The following is a 15580-nucleotide window of genomic DNA, read 5'->3' on the forward strand; positions in this document are numbered from 1 at the left end:
GCCGAACAATGGTCGATCGGGCGTCTTCAGCCGTCACCTCCGGACGAAGGCTAGCTCGAGGCATTCAATGCCGGCCGCGACCCGCCCGTAGCCCAATCGAGAAGCTCAATCGTGTGTACGACCGGAACTGACGTGCCACTGGCAATCTGCACCATGCAGCCGATATTGCCCGCGGCAATCATGTCCGGCTTGACGCTTGCGATGTTGGCGACCTTGCGGTCGCGCAACCGGCCCGCAAGCTCGGGCTGGAGAATGTTGTAGGTCCCCGCCGAGCCGCAACACAAATGGCTCTCCGGCACATCTTTCACCACGAATCCATTCTTGGAAAGCAATTCTTTCGGAAGGCCCGTGATTTTCTGCCCGTGCTGCAACGAACACGCGGAGTGATAGGCGACGACGATATTGTCCTGTCGCGTAGTGGTCGCGAGCTCGAGGCCGGCAACGAATTCGGTGATGTCCTTGGCGAGCGTGGACACCTGCGCTGCATCGGCGGCAAACGCCGTGTCCTCGCGCAGGAGATAGCCGTAGTCCTTGATCACCGTGCCGCAGCCGGAGGCCGTCACCAGGATGGCGTCGAGCCCCTCGCCGGCCGCTTCCTTTCGCCACGCCGCGACGTTGGCGCGGGCCCGCGCCAACGCATCCTGGTCGTTGCCCAGATGGTGGGTCAGCGCGCCGCAGCACTGCTCGTCCCGGACCAGGACAACCTCGATGCCGTGGCGGGTGAGGAGGCTGATGGCGGCCTGGTTGATGCGCGGCGCCAGCACCTGCTGGGCACAGCCTTGCAGCAGCGCGACCCGGCCGCGCTTCTTGCCGAGTGCCGCGAATACGCTGCCGGGGAGCGGGCCGGGCGACGGCAGACGGTTCGGCGCCAGCGCCAGCATCGCCTTGAGGCGCTGGATCAGGCCGGGCGTCGCCGACGGCCGCGGCGTCGGCAGGAATACGGCAAGCGGACGGGCGAGGCGCGCCAGCCACATGCTGGTGCGGAAGAGCTGCGGATTCGGCAGGACAAAGGCCAGCACCTGGCGCAACAGCCGCTCGGTCAGCGGCCGCTGATAGCGCTGCTCGATCCTGACCCGGGCCTGGTCGACGAGGTGCATGTAGTTCACCCCCGAGGGGCAGGTCGTCATGCAGGACAGACACGACAGGCAGCGGTCGACATGCTTGACCACCTCGGCCGTCGGGGTCTGGTCCTTCTCCAGCATCTCCTTGATCAGGTAGATGCGGCCGCGCGGGCTATCGAGCTCGTCGCCGAGCAGCACATAGGTCGGACAGGTTGCAGTGCAGAAGCCGCAATGGACGCAGGCGCGCAGGATCTTGTCGGCTTCCGCGATGTCGGGGTCGGCGAGCTGCGCCAGTGAGAATTCGGTCTTCATGCCGCAGCGCCCCGCGTCAGCCGCCCCCGGTTGAGAATGGTTTTCGGATCGAAACTGGCGCGGACCCGATCGCTCAGCGCGGCAATGCCGGGCGCCTGCGGATGGAATACGTCGACACCGCGCCTGACGTCCTCGGCCGCCCGGATCAGCGTGGCGTGCCCGCCCACAGCATCCGCACGCTGGCGCACGGCCGGGGCATGCGCGTCAGCCTTCGGCGGCAGCGCGGCCCAGATCAGGCCGCCGCCCCAATCGTAGATGATGTCGCCGCCGGTCTCGCGCGCCAGCTGGGTCCCGAGCACCGCGCCGGAAGCCGGCGGACAAACGATCCGCCACACCGGCCAGGCCCCAACTGCACCGCCGGCCGCGAACGGCAGGACGTCGCGGATCGTGGCCCACAATGCGGCGGAGGCCACATCCTCGACCAGCGTCGCGGTTCCGAACGGCGCCAGCAATTCGCGCAGCGAGCCGGCGCGGTGCGCGGCGGACGCCGTGATGCCCTCGAGCCGCAGCACGGTTAGCGCTTCGCCCTGGCTGGCGATGTCGCCCAGCCCGTCGGTCTTCGCCCGGAAGGCCGATTTCGGCAGATGCGCGGCGGCGGAGACGTCGAAGGGCGAGCCGAGCGCCGCGGTCATCGCCTTGTTGGCGACGGCATCGTCGAGCCCGCGCAGCAGCAGCGTCCGCTCCGCTTCGGGCTTCGGCATCACCTTGAGCGTCACCTCGGTCATTACCGACAGCGTGCCCCAGGACCCCGCCAGCAGCTTGCAGAGGTCGTAGCCGGTGACGTTCTTCACCACCTTGCCGCCGGTCTTGAAGCTGTCGCCGAAACCGGAGACGGCGTGCGCCCCGAGCAGGTGATCGCGCGCCCCGCCCGCCTTGATCCGCCGCGGACCGGCGAGACCGGCCGCGATCATGCCGCCGATGGTACCCAACGCGGGCGTGCCGAGCAGCGGCGCGGTGTTCATCGGCTCGAAGGCGAATTGCTGGTTCTTGGCGTCGATCAGCGACAGCACGTCGGCCAGCGGGGCGCCGGCCTGGAGCGTGACGATCAGCTCGTTGGGTTCGTAGGAGGTGACGGCATTCAGCGCGGAGAGGTCGAGCACGGCGTTGGTCGCCATTGTGTGGCCAATGCTGCGCTTGCTGCCATGACCGATGATCTCGAGCGGCTGCTCGTTGGCAATCGCCGCGCGCACCACCTCTTCGACGTCTTTGGCGTCTCTGACCCTGAGCGTATCCACGGGAAAAGGCGGTAGCGAAATTCGCCGCCAAAATCAAATGCGGCGTGACGCCGGCGATCAGCGCCGGTGCAGTCGGGGATCCGGCACGGGCGACCACGACGCTTCGATCATGATCGAAGCGTTCACGACATCGACACTTCGACCAGCGGCGAACCAAAGCCGGCAGGCCCTCGCTACAAGCTTGCGCCGATCGCGATCGAGGCCAACCGATGGAGACAAGCATGCGATCGACACATCAGCGGCTGGTGCCGCGCGTCCACGAAGCGTTCAGCCGCAGGTCGGTGATCCGGGCCTTCGGAGCCGTCCTGGCGATCTATCTCTCGCCATGGGCGGCGGCGTCATCTCAAGCCCAGCAGCAAGGAGCAAGGACCATGAACCACTATGCCACGCAGAAATCCCTCAGCGACGCCGTCGACGGCGGCGGCCTGCTCGTCGTCGCGCAATGGGAGGCCAAGCCCGGCGAGGCCGACAAGGTCGCCGCGATCCTCGACCGCTTCCTGCCGGAGGCGCAGCGCGAGGAGGGCGTCAAGCTGTTCCTGATCTCGCGCGCCAGGGACAATCCGGCCCAGTTCCTGTTCTACGAGCTGTTCCGCGACGAGGCCGCGTTCAAAGCGCACCAGGAGAGCGCGCATTTCAAGACCTGCATCGCCGGCGAAGCCCTGCCGCTGCTGGCGAAGCGCGAACGGGCTCAATACGCACTCATGTAAACACCAGCTCGTATGCCGCGGTTCGATCTGGACCGCGGCATACGACTATATGATCGCGCGCAGCGGCGATCTGCGCAGGATCAGTGCCGAGACGGCCAAGCTGCCGATCGCGGCCAACATGGTCAGCAGGAGCGCCTTCGTGAGTGCGAAGAGCGGCAGTGCGTGCAGAAGCAGGGCAAAGCCGACCAGGATCGGCGGATGGATCAGGTAGACGCCGAAGGCGTTGTCCGAGAGCCATTTGGCGACCGGCCCTTGCGCGTCGAAATAGCGGCGGTAGACGGCCAGCATCAAGAGACCCATGCCGACGCAGACCAGCGCCTCCCACAGGCACTTCCCGGCACTGACGACGTTGAAGCCGCCTGCATAGAGCGCGGTGTCCCCCTGCAGGCCTCCCCCGAACAGCACGAGCGCTGCAAACAGCGGCACAGAGAGCGACAGCGCGAGCAGTCCCCAGCGGATACAGGAGCGCTCGGCAAGCCCAACCATCCAATTGCTGCGATAGCCGACGGCGCCGGCTGCGAACATGAGAGCGTATTGCGGGAGATCGCCGGGGTGAACGTTGAGCACGGAGGTATCGGCGTGGATGGCGATGCGAACGGCGAAGGTGAACGCCGCCATGGCCGCAACGAACAGAACAATCCCCGTGCCGCACAGCGCAACCTCGGGCTCCCGCCATCCGGTCTGGCGGATCAGGCCATAGAGGAGCGAGACCAGCAGCAGCACCGCGCAAAACCACATCGGTCCCGTCTCGGAAAGCCATTCGCCGTCCATCAGATGGGTCAGCCATTGATGGCCGAAACCGCCCTTGCCCCAAGTCCATGACAGAAAATACTGCGTCAGCGGGCCGATCACCAACATGTAGAGCAAAGTCGGCAAGCCGAGCCTGATCAGCCGATCACGCGCAAATTTCGAAAGTCCTTTCCGATCGAAGGCGCCGACGGCGAAATAGCCGGCGATGAAGAACAGCGCGGCCATGAAGAAGGCCTGGAGGAAGCTCTGATAGATGCCGAAGAAGAGGGCCGTGCCGAAGCCGGTCTCCCGCCGGTCGACATAGTACCAATTGCCGAACGGACTGTAGGTGTCGGCTGCGTGCATGCTCAGCACGAGAATGATCATCGACCAGCGGATGTTGTCGATGAACAGCAGGCGCGACTTCGCCAGCGGCCTGCCCGGCGCTTCTTTCGTCACACTGATCCGAACGTCCGCCATGTCGCCGCCATGCCGGGTATCGACCGTCAGAACCGCGGAATGTCCGGAAACGCCACCTTCCCGGCGTGCACATGCATGCGGCCGAGCTCGGCGCAGCGATGCAGGGTCGGAAACACCTTTCCGGGATTGAGCAGGCCCTGCGCGTCAAAAGCGCATTTCAGGCGCTGCTGCTGGTTGAGGTCGATCTCGGTGAACATCTCCGGCATCAGGTCGCGCTTCTCGATGCCGACGCCGTGCTCGCCGGTGAGCACGCCGCCGAACTCGACGCAGGCGCGCAGGATGTCGGCGCCGAAGGCCTCGGCGCGCTCGATCTCGCCGGGCTTGTTGGCATCGTAGAGGATCAGCGGATGCAGATTGCCGTCGCCGGCGTGGAACACATTGGCGCAGCCGAGCTGGTACTTTTCCGACAGTTCGCGGATGCGGGCGAGCGCCTTCGGCAGCGCGCCGCGCGGGATCGTGCCGTCCATGCAGAGATAATCGGGCGAGATGCGGCCAACGGCCGGAAACGCCGCTTTGCGGCCGGCCCAGAACAAATTGCGCTCGGCCTCGGAGGTCGAGATCTGGCAGGTGGTCGAGCCGCAAGCATTCGCAATGGTCTCGACGCGCGTGATCAGCTCGTCGACCTCGATCTTGGGACCGTCGAGCTCGATGATGAGCAGCGCTTCGACGTCGAGCGGATAGCCGGCATGAACGAAGGCCTCGGCGGCGTGGATCGCCGGCTTGTCCATCATCTCCATGCCGCCGGGAATGATGCCGGCGCCGATGATGCGCGCCACGCATTCGCCGGCCGCCTCAACCTGCGCGAAGCCGACCATCAGCGCCCGCGCCGTCTCCGGCTTTTGCAGGATGCGCACCGTGATCTCGGTGATGACCCCGAGCAGACCTTCCGAGCCGGTGATGACGCCCATCAGGTCGTAGCCGGTGTTCTCCGCCGACTTGCCGCCGATGCGCAGGATCTCGCCGCTCATCAGGACAATCTCGCAACCGAGCACGTTGTTGGTGGTCATGCCGTATTTCAGGCAGTGCACGCCGCCGGAATTCTCCGCGACATTGCCGCCGATCGAGCAGGCGATCTGCGAGGACGGATCGGGGGCGTAGTAGAAGCCGGCATGCGCGACCGCCTGGCTGATGGCGAGATTGGTGACGCCGGGCTCGGTGACGACGACGCGGTTGTCGAAATCGATCTCGCGGATCCGCTTGAACTTGCCGAGCCCGAGCAGCACGCCATCTTCCAGCGGCAGCGCGCCCCCGGACAGCGAAGTGCCGGAGCCGCGCGGAACCACCTTGATCCCCTGCCCGGCACAATATTTCAGGACGAGCGAGACCTGCTCGGTGGTGTCGGGCAGCACCACGACCATCGGCGGCTGCCGATAGGCCGTCAGCCCGTCGGATTCGTAGGCCCGCATCTCGGAGGCGCTGTCGATCACGCCCTCGCCGGGCACGATTGCGCGCAATGCAGCCACGATCTCAGCGCGGCGCGCCAGCACGGCCTGGTCGCTCGCGGGCATCATGATGGCCATAACATATCCTTCCGACTCGTAGCCCACGATCAAATTATCGCGGCAAATCAACCACGTCCGCGCCTGTTTGGGTAGGCCATCCGAAAGTCGGAGCGGCCATCTTCGGCGAGTTCGCTCTGGGACAAGTAGGGCAGCATGAAACCTGTCATGGTTTCGCGGCTTGTCCAAGCCGGGCGGGCCTGCCAAAACCGGCGGGTCCGTCGTTTGCCGACCAGGCAAGACCGACCAGCCTAGACCCACCAGGGAAGAGACGAAGAGCACCCGATGACAAAACTGACTTTTGGCGCACTGATGATCCTCACCGTGACTGCCACCGCACCCGCCGCGATGGCGCAGGATGTTGCGGCCGGCAAATCGTCGTTCAACAAATGCCTGGCCTGCCACGCCATCGGCGAAGGCGCCAAGAACAAGGTCGGCCCCGAGCTCAACGGCCTCAACGGCCGCAAGTCAGGCACCGCACCGGACTACAATTATTCGGATGCGAACAAGAATTCCGGCATCACCTGGGATGAAGCCACGTTCAAGGAATACATCAAGGACCCCAAGGCCAAGATCCCCGGCACCAAGATGGCGTTCGCGGGCATCAAGAACGAGAACGAGATCAACAATCTCTGGGCCTTCGTCGCGCAGTTCGACAAGGACGGGAAAATCAAGCAGTAAGCGCGTGAACGGCGGCCGCCCGAGCTTCGGTTCTGATTGAGTCAGAACCGAAGCTCGGGCTTCTTGTTTCGACGCGTTTTCTTCACGCGAACCGGTATCCACTTCGCTCGAAAACGCCTTAATCGGCGGCCGCCTGCGCAGGGACGATTTTCCCGATCATCGTCTCGATTTCCGTCTTCACCAGATCCGGCACAGCGTTCTGCACCATGTGGCCGAGATCGGGCAGCACGATCAGCTTTGCACCCGGCACCATCGCGGCGAAGGGACGCGCGTGGATGGCGGTCTTCACCGTCTTGTCGGGCTCGCCGGCGATGATCGTGACCGGCGCCTTGATCTCGCCATAACGCGCAGCCTGCGCCGTCACCGCTTCCTTCAGCGTCACCAAATCATAGGCATTGGCGATGAACTCGCGCGGGCGCAGCAGCAGCGGCGTCGCGGAGTCCTGCACGAAACCATCCGGCATGGTCTGCGGCAGGAAGACGCTGCGCGCGCCGGCCTCGGCAACGAAATACCCCATCGGCAGCGTGATGGTATAGGCGAGCAGCCGGCCGATCACCGGCGTTGCGATGATCTCGTTGTAGCGGCCGACGCCGCCGCGCCAGGGATGGGTCACCGGCGCCAGCATGACGAGACCGGCGACGCGGCCGGGATGATCGAGCGCGATCCGCGCGCCGAGCGCACCGCTCCAGGAATGCACGACGAAGACCGCGCGATCGATCCCGAGCTTACGAAGCGCCTCGTCAATCATCCGGGCCTGGATCTCTGGCGTCGAATCCTGCCGCCGCATCCGCGTGCTCCAGCCGTGACCGGGACGGTCGATCAGGATGACGCGATGGTCTTTGGCAAGGAGGTCGCCGAGCGGACGCCGCATCGCTTCGAGATTGGAGCTCGCGCCGTGCAGCATCACGATCGGCATGCCTGAACCGCGCGGACCGATATCGACGACGTGAAGCACAGCGCCGTCGACCTCGACCATCCGGCCCTGGGGCGGAAAGGCGCGTTGCACGGCGAGGACGCCGGCCTGCGTGGCCAGCGCCAGCAGAACCAGCGCGGTCACGACTGACATCACAATCATGGGGAGAATCCGGGCGATCCAGGGCACCTGGCAGTTACGAGACTAGCGGGCGGCAGTTTCGCGCCGTGAGATCCCGCGCTCCACTTGAAATGCCGGGGCTGTGGATATGTGCATAATTCCAGCAGGAAAAAACGCAATAAAATCAATGGAATTCCTCGCAGCGCGCAAGCCTCGGGCCAGCTTCATGCAGTCGTCATCGCGGCTTCCATATAATCGCCACGGTCGGTTCCGCCATCTAGGCGCGGGTGGGCGCCGATCCTCCTCGCAAACTCCAAGGGGATGCGGGAAAGGCCGGCAGGATTTGTCCTGATTTGAACCGGAGAATGTCGATGAGCTTCAGATCCAAAGACACTGCGATCGACGAGATCGTGGCGAGCTGCAACGGTGACCTGCGCGGTGCAGTGCGGGCACTGCTTCTGATCAACGAGCATCTCGAGACGGAGCTTGCAAAGGCTTACGCCGCGGCCGCCGATCACGGCCTTGTCGAGCGCGCCGGTAGCGTCCTGCACTAAGTGCAGGCTAGTTCGTTCCGTCCTCGTCCTTTTCCTCGTCGGGTGTGACCGCAGGGCAGGCGCGGATCGTCGAACGGGCAAGCTTGGCATCGGCCCTGGATTTGTAGGGACCGTCGCCGAACCAGATGTCGCCGATGATCACGGGATTGCTGGTTACGATGTTGCATTTGCCGGTGGCGCGATTGCCGACCACCCAGAACAAGCCGTCGGCGAGGCTCACCGAGCCCGACGCGAGCAGCAATACACCTGCAAAGATCAAACGCTTCATGGCCGTGCTCCTGCCATGCAGGTAGGCCTGCGCGCGCTTCAACAATACCCCTGAGAACGCCGCACGTGTGATCGTGGTTAATCCGCGCACGCTGCAATCACTCGGGAAATGATCAACTTGTCCGCTAGATGTCGCGGCCTTCGACCTTCTCGGTCAGCGCCTTGACCTGCTCGGGGATCTTCTCGAGGTGCGGATTGACGGCCAGCGCCTTGCGGTAGGCCTCGAGCGCACGTTTCTCGTCACCGACCTCCTGCATGATCATGCCGAGGCCTGCGAGTGCGCCGAAATGGCGAGGCTCCCGGATCAACACCTCGCGGATGTCGGCAAGCGAGCGGCCGTAGTCATTCTGCATGTAGTAGAGCGTGGCGCGCCGGTTCCAGGCCTCGATGTAGTCGGGCCTGAGCTTGATGACCGAATCCAGCAGCTTGATCGCGATGTCGATCTTCTGCGCGTCGACCGCGGTCTTGGCCCGCGCCATCAACAGCGATGCGGTGTCGCTCGGGGTCTGGATCCAGATCGCCCAGATCCGCGCCTCGACATGCTTGGCGCTGGCCTCGTCGGGCGCGGCCTTGAGCGCGCCGAACAGGAAATCGAGATTCTTGCTGCGGTCGACCTTGGGCAGCTTGGCCGGCGCCTCCGGCAGCTTCTTCTGTTCCTTGCCGGGAGGGGCAGGCAGCTCTTTCTGCGCCAGGGCTGGCGTAAGGCCAGTGGCGCCCAGCACAAGGGCCAGACACAGGGTGCGTGCGAAAGGGAAGCTCACTGCCAGGAATCTCACTGCCATGCGCAAAGTCTAAACGCGCAAAGCCGCCCTTGCAAAGCAAAGGCGGCGTCAAACTCGTGTGAGCCGTGGTCTTGCGGGGCGCGCGGAGGCGACCGCGAGGGCAATATCAGCCCTGGCGAGCCTTGAAGCGGCGCTGCACCTTGTTGATCACATAGACTCGGCCCTTGCGGCGGACCAGGCGGTTGGCGCGATGGCGACCGCGCAGCGATTTCAGCGAGTTACGGACCTTCATGGCAGAATCCTGAACGTTCGAAAGGCCGTGTTCGGCACTACCGTTTCGGCACGCGCGAATGTGGCAAAATGAGATCTTTCCCGCTGGCGGACCGACCGCCCGGGACGGGGCGGTTCTTAAGGCATGGGAGGACCGGATGTCAATGTTAACTGCCCGGTTCCGGGCCAGCAAATTCTGGAAAACAACCCCATGCAAAGTAGAAAGCAAAGTAGAAACGGCCGGATCGGCCCGATCTACGCATTTGTCGACTTGGGGCTTCGCTTCGACGACGTGCCTTGCCAAATTCGTTATATCATATAATCAATTCGTCAACCCGTCGGGAGGAAACCAATGCCGAAGCTGAAGCTGCCCAACATCGACGATGTCGTCGCCATCGACATCCACACCCACGCCGAGGAGCCCTGCGGCACCCATCCCGACGACGGCTATGACGATTTCCAGGCGCAGATGGCGGACTACTTCAAGTCGCCGCACAAGCATCCGCCGACCGTGCCGGAGACCGCGGCCTACTACCGCTCCAAGAACATCGCCGCGGTGATCTTTCCGGTCGATGCCGAGCGCGAGACCGGCTTCCGCCGCTACAAAAATGAGGAGATGCTGGAGATCGCCTCCGACCATCTCGACGTCCTCATTCCCTTCGTCTCGATCGACCCGCACAAGGGCAAGCTCGGTGTGCGCGAGGCGCGCAAGCTGATCGAGGAATACGGCGTGCGCGGCTTCAAATTCCATCCGACCATGCAGGGCTTCTACGCCAACGATCGCATGGCCTATCCGCTCTACGAAGAGATCAACAATGGCGGCGCGATCGCGCTATTCCACACCGGCCAGACCGGCGTCGGCTCGGGCATGCCCGGCGGGATGGGCATGCGGCTGAAATATTCGAACCCGATGTACATGGACGACGTCGCGGCAGATTTCCCCGACCTCAAGATCATCCTCGCCCATCCCTCCTTCCCCTGGCAGGAGGAAGCGCTGTCGGTCGCGACCCACAAGCCGAACGTCTACATCGACCTCTCGGGCTGGTCGCCAAAGTATTTCCCGCCGATCCTGGTGCGCTACATCAACTCGATCCTTCAGGACAAGATGCTGTTCGGCTCGGACTGGCCGGTGATCACGCCGGACCGCTGGCTGTCGGACTTCGCCAAGATCGAGATCCGCGACGAGATCCGGCCGAAGGTACTGAAGGCCAACGCGCGCAGGCTGCTGGGGATCTAGCCGCGTACTCATCGCCACGGCGCATTGAGGGCTTCGACCGGTTGCCGAAGCCCTCACGCTCAGGCGCTCAAGGCCTCGCTGAGGCGGGCAAGGCGGCCCTAAAACTCCAGCTTGTCGCGTATAGCGTCGATTCCGGCCCTGGCGCAGGCTTCGTCAGCATCACCGCCGGGCGCCCCAGACACACCGACGGCTCCGACCAGTGAACCGCCCGCTTCGACAATCAATCCGCCACCTATAATGACCGTGCCGGGGAGATTGCGGATACCGGCCTGCAGCATGCCAGGTTGGCTGACGGCATTCAGTTCGGTGGTGCTGGTACGGAATGTTGCTGCGGTCCACGCCTTGCCCGAGGCCGTTGAAACGGTGTGAGCACCTGCGAACCTGTCACGAAGGATCACCTGTGTCCCCCCGAAGCGATCGACGACCGCGACGGCGACCTGGTACCCGCGTGATCGGCAATCACCAAGCGATGCCCGGGCCAGATCAAGCGCCAGCTCGGGACTCAGGGATTTGTAGGTCGCGAGCGGCTCCTGCGCCATTGCCGGGTGCGCGAGCATCAACAGGACGGTGGCCGCAAGCAGGGTTCGAGCGAGCATGGTTTCTCCGACGTGAGAGGGTCGACGCCGATGTTAACCTAGTTCAGCGCACCGTATGTCAGGTCGTCGAATACGGTGACACTGTCGGCCTTGGTCCACAAGCCGATCATGCCGGCGTCCCTGATCGATTCGTCCTCGACCTCGAACATCGGCTTGCCGTCATACGTCACCTTGAATAGCTTTCCCGCGAATTCGCAACGTAGGGAATGCCATTGACCTGACGGCACCGATACCTTGACGCCATAGCCGCCTTTCCGGCCGACAATATCGAGCGCGCTGCGAACACCCTTGATCGTCTTGTAGAGCACAACATTGTCTTCAAGCGCGTTGGCCCGCACGACATAGTAATTGTCGGCATCCTTTGCGCGCCAGACAATACCGGCCGCACGATCCTCGGAGCCTGCGATCGCCTTGAACTTGACCTCGACGAACCCGTCCAGGATGCTGGTGCCGCTCCTGAGCGCCACTGGAAACGTCGCCTGACCGGATTGTTTCAGGACGTTCGGCTTGCTTGGCGCCGTCGACTCCACCTCGACCGTCCATTTGGGCTGGCCACGACCCGTCATCGTCAGCGTCCAGCCTTCGGGCGCTGCGCCGGTTGCTGCGTTGTCAAAATTTACAGTTTCTGCCATCGCGTTTCCTTCAACCAACAATAGGAACAACGCCGCCCCTAAGAGCGCTACGCTCGTTTTTTGCACGACGTCTAAGCTTCCCGCCTGTATTGATCGTACAGTGTTGCAGCGTTGTCCCATTTGATCGCTTCCATGTAGATGTCGACATACTTCGCGGCCGCCGCGCCATAATCCATGTGATAAGCGTGCTCATACATGTCGAGCACCAGTACTGGGCGTCCGCCGGCCAGCGTCGTCGTGTGGTCGGCGGCCCACTGATTGACCAGCCGCTTGTCGCGCGGCGAGTAAGAAAGAATCACCCAGCCGGAGCCGCCGCCTTCGGCCTTGCCCATGGCGGAGAACTCCGCGCGCCACCGCTCCATGCTGCCGAAATCGCGCGCGATCGCGTCGGCAAGTGGTGTGCTCGGCTTGCCGGCACCGCCGAGCCCGTCGAAATAGATTTCGTGGAGGATCATCGAGTTTGACGCGACGAGTTCCTCGCGCTTCAGGCCGTTGATGACGAAGTTCGGAGCTTTCGCGAAGTCGAGCTCGGCGAGTTGCGTTCCGATCGCGTTGAGTCGCTTTACGGCACCGACATAGTTGTTCTCGTAGTGGCTGACGAGCACCTTCTCCGAGATGCCGGCAATGGATTTCGGATCGAACGGCATCGGCTTGGGCTGGTATGTCATTGGCCTGGCTCCTGTTGGCTGATTGGCTTGCGCAAGGGCTTGCGTCCCCGCGAGTATTGCGGTCGATGCCGCGGCGGCCCCCACGCACCTGATGAAGTCTCGGCGGTCGGTATTCGTCGTCATGGAGCCCTCCACGTCATCGTCGTCCCCGACTTGCCCCGTGTGCTCGCTAGCTCTTGGTGCTCGCCGTCTTGTCGAGTGCGCAAATAGACCGCGCGGTCCTTGTCGATACGGACATCGACGAGGGTCGGCGCGCTGGCGGCACCAATTGACGGGACAATTTCTCTGATGAGATCGAGATGAAAGAAGACATGCGGCGTCCTTGGTGACCAGGACGCGATACTTGGGCATGTCGCCTCGCGGGGAGATCGCAAATCCCCGTACCCTGAATTAAACGCCTGCCGGCGGCAGTGTCAATCTGCTGCGCGAGGTCGACGGGGTGACGATTGTTTGAAGAAGGTTCCGACCTTGTCGAGTACCGGGCCGTTTCGGTATTGTCCGTGCGCCACCGCAAAGTCCCAAAGGAGCGAGCCATGAGCATCAAGGCCGTCGTCTTCGACGCTTACGGAACGCTCTACGACATCCAGTCCGTCGCAGAGATCACCGAGGATGCTTTTCCGGGCTATGGCGAGATCATCACGCAGGTCTGGCGGATCAAGCAGCTCGAATACACCTGGTTGCGCTCGCTGATGCGGCGCTACCAGGATTTTGCCGCCGTCACGCGCGACTCGCTCGCCTATACGCTGCGCCTGCTCGGCCTCGCCTATGAAGGCGAAGCGTTCGAGCGGGTGATCGAGAAATATCTGGATCTCGATCTCTATCCGGATGCAGCCGCCGCGCTTGCGGCGCTGAAGCCGCGAAAACTCGCCATCCTCTCGAATGGCAGTCCGGACATGCTGAATGCGCTCGTGCGCAATTCCGGGCTCGACCGTCTGCTCGATGCCACCATCAGCGTGGATGCGAAGAAGGTCTTCAAGCCGTCTCCAGAGGCCTACACGCTGATCGGCGAGGTGTTCGGCACCAGGCCGGATGAGGTTCTGTTCGTCTCGTCCAATCCCTGGGATGTCGCGGGCGCGAAGTCGTTCGGACTGAACGTCGCCTGGATCGAACGTGTGACGCCCGAGGCGATGGCGCTGGCTTGCGTCGAGAACGAACTCGTGGCACCGCTGACGATGTATAAGGCGATCCGGACCCAGATGGACGAGCTAGGGTTCGCGCCGGATCATCGTGTCCGCGCGCTCTCGGAACTGCCAACGGTCGCCTAAGCATCGCCGCCCGCCCATGAGTCTGGAATGAGCTGTTTGGAATGAGCCTTCAATCCGTTCGCGCCTTCTTCGCCGAGAAAGCCCCCGACATCTCCGTCATCGAATCCCCGATCAGCTCGGCCACGGTGCCGCTGGCCGCCGAAGCCTATGGCGTCGAGCCCGGCCGGATCGCCAAGACCCTGTCGTTGCGCATCGGCGAGCGTGTGATCCTGATCGTTGCCGCCGGCACCTCGCGCATGGACAACAAGAAGGTCAAGGCTGCGTTCGGCGGCAAGCCGAAGATGCTGGGGCTGGAGGAGGTTGCCGAGATCACCGGCCACGAGGTCGGCGGCGTCTGCCCGTTCGGACTGAAGTCACCGCTGCCGATTTATTGCGATGTGTCGCTGAAGGCGTTCGACGTGGTGGTGCCGGCCGCAGGCTCGACCCACAGCGCCGTGCGCATCACGCCCGAGCGGATGGCGGAGCTCACCGCGGCCGAATGGGTCGACGTCTGCGAGCACAGGCCTTAAGGCGGCTCCGGCCTGTCCTCGTGAACCACGGCGCGGAGGGCGACCTCACGCCAGGTCGGTTTTGGCACCTGGCTGGCTGCATTCGTTGCACGAGTATGACGGTTTCGGGACTGGACGACCGGTCGTTGAGCCGCGATGGGGCCAGATGCGATGCCTGATGCAATTGCCGGTCAGGGAGGCTACCATATGGACCATGACCGACGACAAGGTGAAACGACGATTGACCACCGTCCTGTGCGCTGACGTGCAGGGCTATTCTCGCCTCATGGAGGCAGACGAGACCGGAACGTTGGAGACGCTGCGCCGCTACCGCACTGCCTTTGCGGGACTGGTGGAGCGTCATGACGGCCGGATCGTGAATACCTGGGGCGATGCTGTGATCGCCGAGTTCGCCAGCGTCGTCGAGGCCGTGCAATGTGCGGTCGAAATTCAGCAGGAAATTTCCAACCAGGATTCGGACCCACCTCACGCGAACCCGATGCGGTTTCGCATCGGCATTAACCTCGGCGATGTGATGGTGGACGGGTCCGACATCTATGGCGACGGAGTCAATATCGCGTCGCGGCTGCAAGAGCTCGCCGAACCCGGCGGCGTTGTGATCTCAAGCTCCGTCTACGATCAGGTGCACAACAAATTGTCCGTTGGCTTCGACTGTCTCGGCCAGCGACCAATGAAGAACGTTGCTCCCATGACCAGCTATCGCGTGGCCATGAGCGGCCAAAGCGCTGGGCGACGGAGCTTCCCGGCTGACGAAAGCCTCCCTCCCCAGGGGCGGGCTGTTGCAGATTCGGAAACTGGCGCGCGATGGATTGACAGCAGGCACGAGCCATCCACCTGGATGGGCTTCGTCTCGGATTGGCTGGCGAAGCTGCCCCGCCCGGTTGCAGTGGCCCTCACGGTTTCGGGCTTTCTGATTCTGATCAACGTTTTCACCGGCATGCACAAGATCTGGTTCCATTGGCCGGTCGCAGCATTGCTCTTCGGTGCCCTCTTGCGGACAGCACTCCGGCAGCGACCCGAGCCGAACAGCAAGCGGGATCGCTAAACGAGTCGGGAGTGAGGCGGTCGCTTCAGGTCATGACTTGAGCATGACCTTTTCGGAAAATCGCATCACACTTTTCCG

The 15580-nt window shown here is 63.5% G+C and carries 18 protein-coding genes; 7 read left to right on the plus strand and 11 right to left on the minus strand.

Annotation, left to right across the window (positions count from 1 at the left end):
* Positions 1–50 precede the first annotated feature (50 nt).
* Both glcF and AB7245_RS40370 read right to left on the minus strand, forming a co-directional pair.
* Complete coding sequence (gene glcF, locus AB7245_RS40365) at positions 51–1373, minus strand: glycolate oxidase subunit GlcF (RefSeq protein ID WP_085403380.1); 1323 nt, start codon at positions 1371–1373, stop codon at positions 51–53.
* Positions 1370–2608 carry an FAD-binding protein gene (locus AB7245_RS40370; RefSeq protein ID WP_085403381.1) on the minus strand — a complete coding sequence of 413 codons (1239 nt, stop codon included), beginning with the start codon at positions 2606–2608 and terminating at the stop codon, positions 1370–1372. The genes glcF and AB7245_RS40370 overlap by 4 nt, the downstream gene beginning before the upstream one ends.
* Before the next feature lie 221 nt (positions 2609–2829).
* Between AB7245_RS40370 and AB7245_RS40375 the strand changes: the two genes are divergently transcribed.
* A complete protein-coding gene (locus AB7245_RS40375) occupies positions 2830–3315 on the plus strand; it encodes a putative quinol monooxygenase (protein WP_094184315.1) in 486 nt (161 codons plus the stop codon).
* A gap of 45 nt (positions 3316–3360) precedes the next feature.
* Here AB7245_RS40375 and AB7245_RS40380 read toward each other — a convergent pair whose 3' ends face one another.
* Both AB7245_RS40380 and AB7245_RS40385 read right to left on the minus strand, forming a co-directional pair.
* The gene (locus AB7245_RS40380) at positions 3361–4524 is read right to left on the minus strand and encodes an acyltransferase family protein (protein ID WP_085403382.1); all 1164 of its coding nucleotides are present in this window, start codon (positions 4522–4524) and stop codon (positions 3361–3363) included.
* Between the two features lie 26 nt (positions 4525–4550).
* Complete coding sequence (locus tag AB7245_RS40385; RefSeq protein ID WP_085403383.1) at positions 4551–6044, minus strand: FAD-linked oxidase C-terminal domain-containing protein; 1494 nt, start codon at positions 6042–6044, stop codon at positions 4551–4553.
* A 264-nt stretch (positions 6045–6308) separates the two neighbouring features.
* Between AB7245_RS40385 and cycA the strand changes: the two genes are divergently transcribed.
* Positions 6309–6704 carry a cytochrome c-550 CycA gene (cycA, locus tag AB7245_RS40390; RefSeq protein WP_014491900.1) on the plus strand — a complete coding sequence of 132 codons (396 nt, stop codon included), beginning with the start codon at positions 6309–6311 and terminating at the stop codon, positions 6702–6704.
* A 118-nt stretch (positions 6705–6822) separates the two neighbouring features.
* Here the strand turns inward: cycA and AB7245_RS40395 are convergent, their stop codons facing one another.
* On the minus strand, positions 6823–7779 hold the full coding sequence (locus AB7245_RS40395; protein ID WP_085403384.1) for an alpha/beta fold hydrolase: 957 nt from the start codon (positions 7777–7779) through the stop codon (positions 6823–6825).
* Between the two features lie 329 nt (positions 7780–8108).
* Here AB7245_RS40395 and AB7245_RS40400 point away from each other — a divergent pair, with 329 nt between their 5' ends.
* On the plus strand, positions 8109–8291 hold the full coding sequence (locus tag AB7245_RS40400; RefSeq protein WP_063986707.1) for a hypothetical protein: 183 nt from the start codon (positions 8109–8111) through the stop codon (positions 8289–8291).
* 7 nt (positions 8292–8298) lie between these two features.
* Here the strand turns inward: AB7245_RS40400 and AB7245_RS40405 are convergent, their stop codons facing one another.
* From AB7245_RS40405 to ykgO, 3 genes are all read right to left on the minus strand, one after another.
* Positions 8299–8559, minus strand: coding sequence for a hypothetical protein (locus AB7245_RS40405; RefSeq protein ID WP_028147974.1), 261 nt, complete (start codon positions 8557–8559; stop codon positions 8299–8301).
* A gap of 124 nt (positions 8560–8683) precedes the next feature.
* Positions 8684–9340 (minus strand): tetratricopeptide repeat protein, encoded by a 657-nt coding sequence (locus AB7245_RS40410; protein ID WP_094184308.1) that lies wholly within the window; start codon positions 9338–9340, stop codon positions 8684–8686.
* 106 nt (positions 9341–9446) lie between these two features.
* The gene (gene ykgO, locus AB7245_RS40415; RefSeq protein WP_006611362.1) at positions 9447–9572 is read right to left on the minus strand and encodes a type B 50S ribosomal protein L36; all 126 of its coding nucleotides are present in this window, start codon (positions 9570–9572) and stop codon (positions 9447–9449) included.
* 330 nt (positions 9573–9902) lie between these two features.
* Here ykgO and AB7245_RS40420 point away from each other — a divergent pair, with 330 nt between their 5' ends.
* Entirely contained in the window at positions 9903–10787 is an 885-nt protein-coding gene (locus tag AB7245_RS40420) for an amidohydrolase family protein (RefSeq protein ID WP_028147972.1), read from the plus strand.
* Between the two features lie 98 nt (positions 10788–10885).
* On the opposite strand, the gene AB7245_RS40425 is transcribed toward AB7245_RS40420, so the two are convergent.
* Genes AB7245_RS40425 through AB7245_RS40435 form a run of 3 tightly spaced genes read right to left on the minus strand, consistent with a single transcriptional unit; the run spans position 10886 to position 12683 of the window.
* Positions 10886–11383: a GlcG/HbpS family heme-binding protein gene (locus AB7245_RS40425; RefSeq protein ID WP_085403385.1), complete on the minus strand. Its 498-nt coding sequence runs from the start codon at positions 11381–11383 to the stop codon at positions 10886–10888.
* Between the two features lie 38 nt (positions 11384–11421).
* On the minus strand, positions 11422–12081 hold the full coding sequence (locus AB7245_RS40430) for a hypothetical protein (RefSeq protein WP_354113968.1): 660 nt from the start codon (positions 12079–12081) through the stop codon (positions 11422–11424).
* Between the two features lie 5 nt (positions 12082–12086).
* Positions 12087–12683, minus strand: a complete 597-nt coding sequence (locus AB7245_RS40435; protein ID WP_028147969.1) for a superoxide dismutase — start codon at positions 12681–12683, stop codon at positions 12087–12089.
* A 533-nt stretch (positions 12684–13216) separates the two neighbouring features.
* Between AB7245_RS40435 and AB7245_RS40440 the strand changes: the two genes are divergently transcribed.
* From AB7245_RS40440 to AB7245_RS40450, 3 genes are all read left to right on the plus strand, one after another.
* Complete coding sequence (locus AB7245_RS40440) at positions 13217–13948, plus strand: haloacid dehalogenase type II (RefSeq protein ID WP_085403387.1); 732 nt, start codon at positions 13217–13219, stop codon at positions 13946–13948.
* 41 nt (positions 13949–13989) lie between these two features.
* The gene (locus AB7245_RS40445; RefSeq protein ID WP_014491890.1) at positions 13990–14457 is read left to right on the plus strand and encodes a YbaK/EbsC family protein; all 468 of its coding nucleotides are present in this window, start codon (positions 13990–13992) and stop codon (positions 14455–14457) included.
* Positions 14458–14650: 193 nt separating this feature from the next.
* Positions 14651–15502 (plus strand): adenylate/guanylate cyclase domain-containing protein, encoded by an 852-nt coding sequence (locus tag AB7245_RS40450; protein WP_439035591.1) that lies wholly within the window; start codon positions 14651–14653, stop codon positions 15500–15502.
* Positions 15503–15580: the final 78 nt, after the last annotated feature.

It is taken from the genome of Bradyrhizobium sp. 604_D8_N2_3, from assembly GCF_051810765.1.
In the GTDB taxonomy this organism is placed as follows: Bacteria; Pseudomonadota; Alphaproteobacteria; order Rhizobiales; family Xanthobacteraceae; genus Bradyrhizobium; species Bradyrhizobium barranii.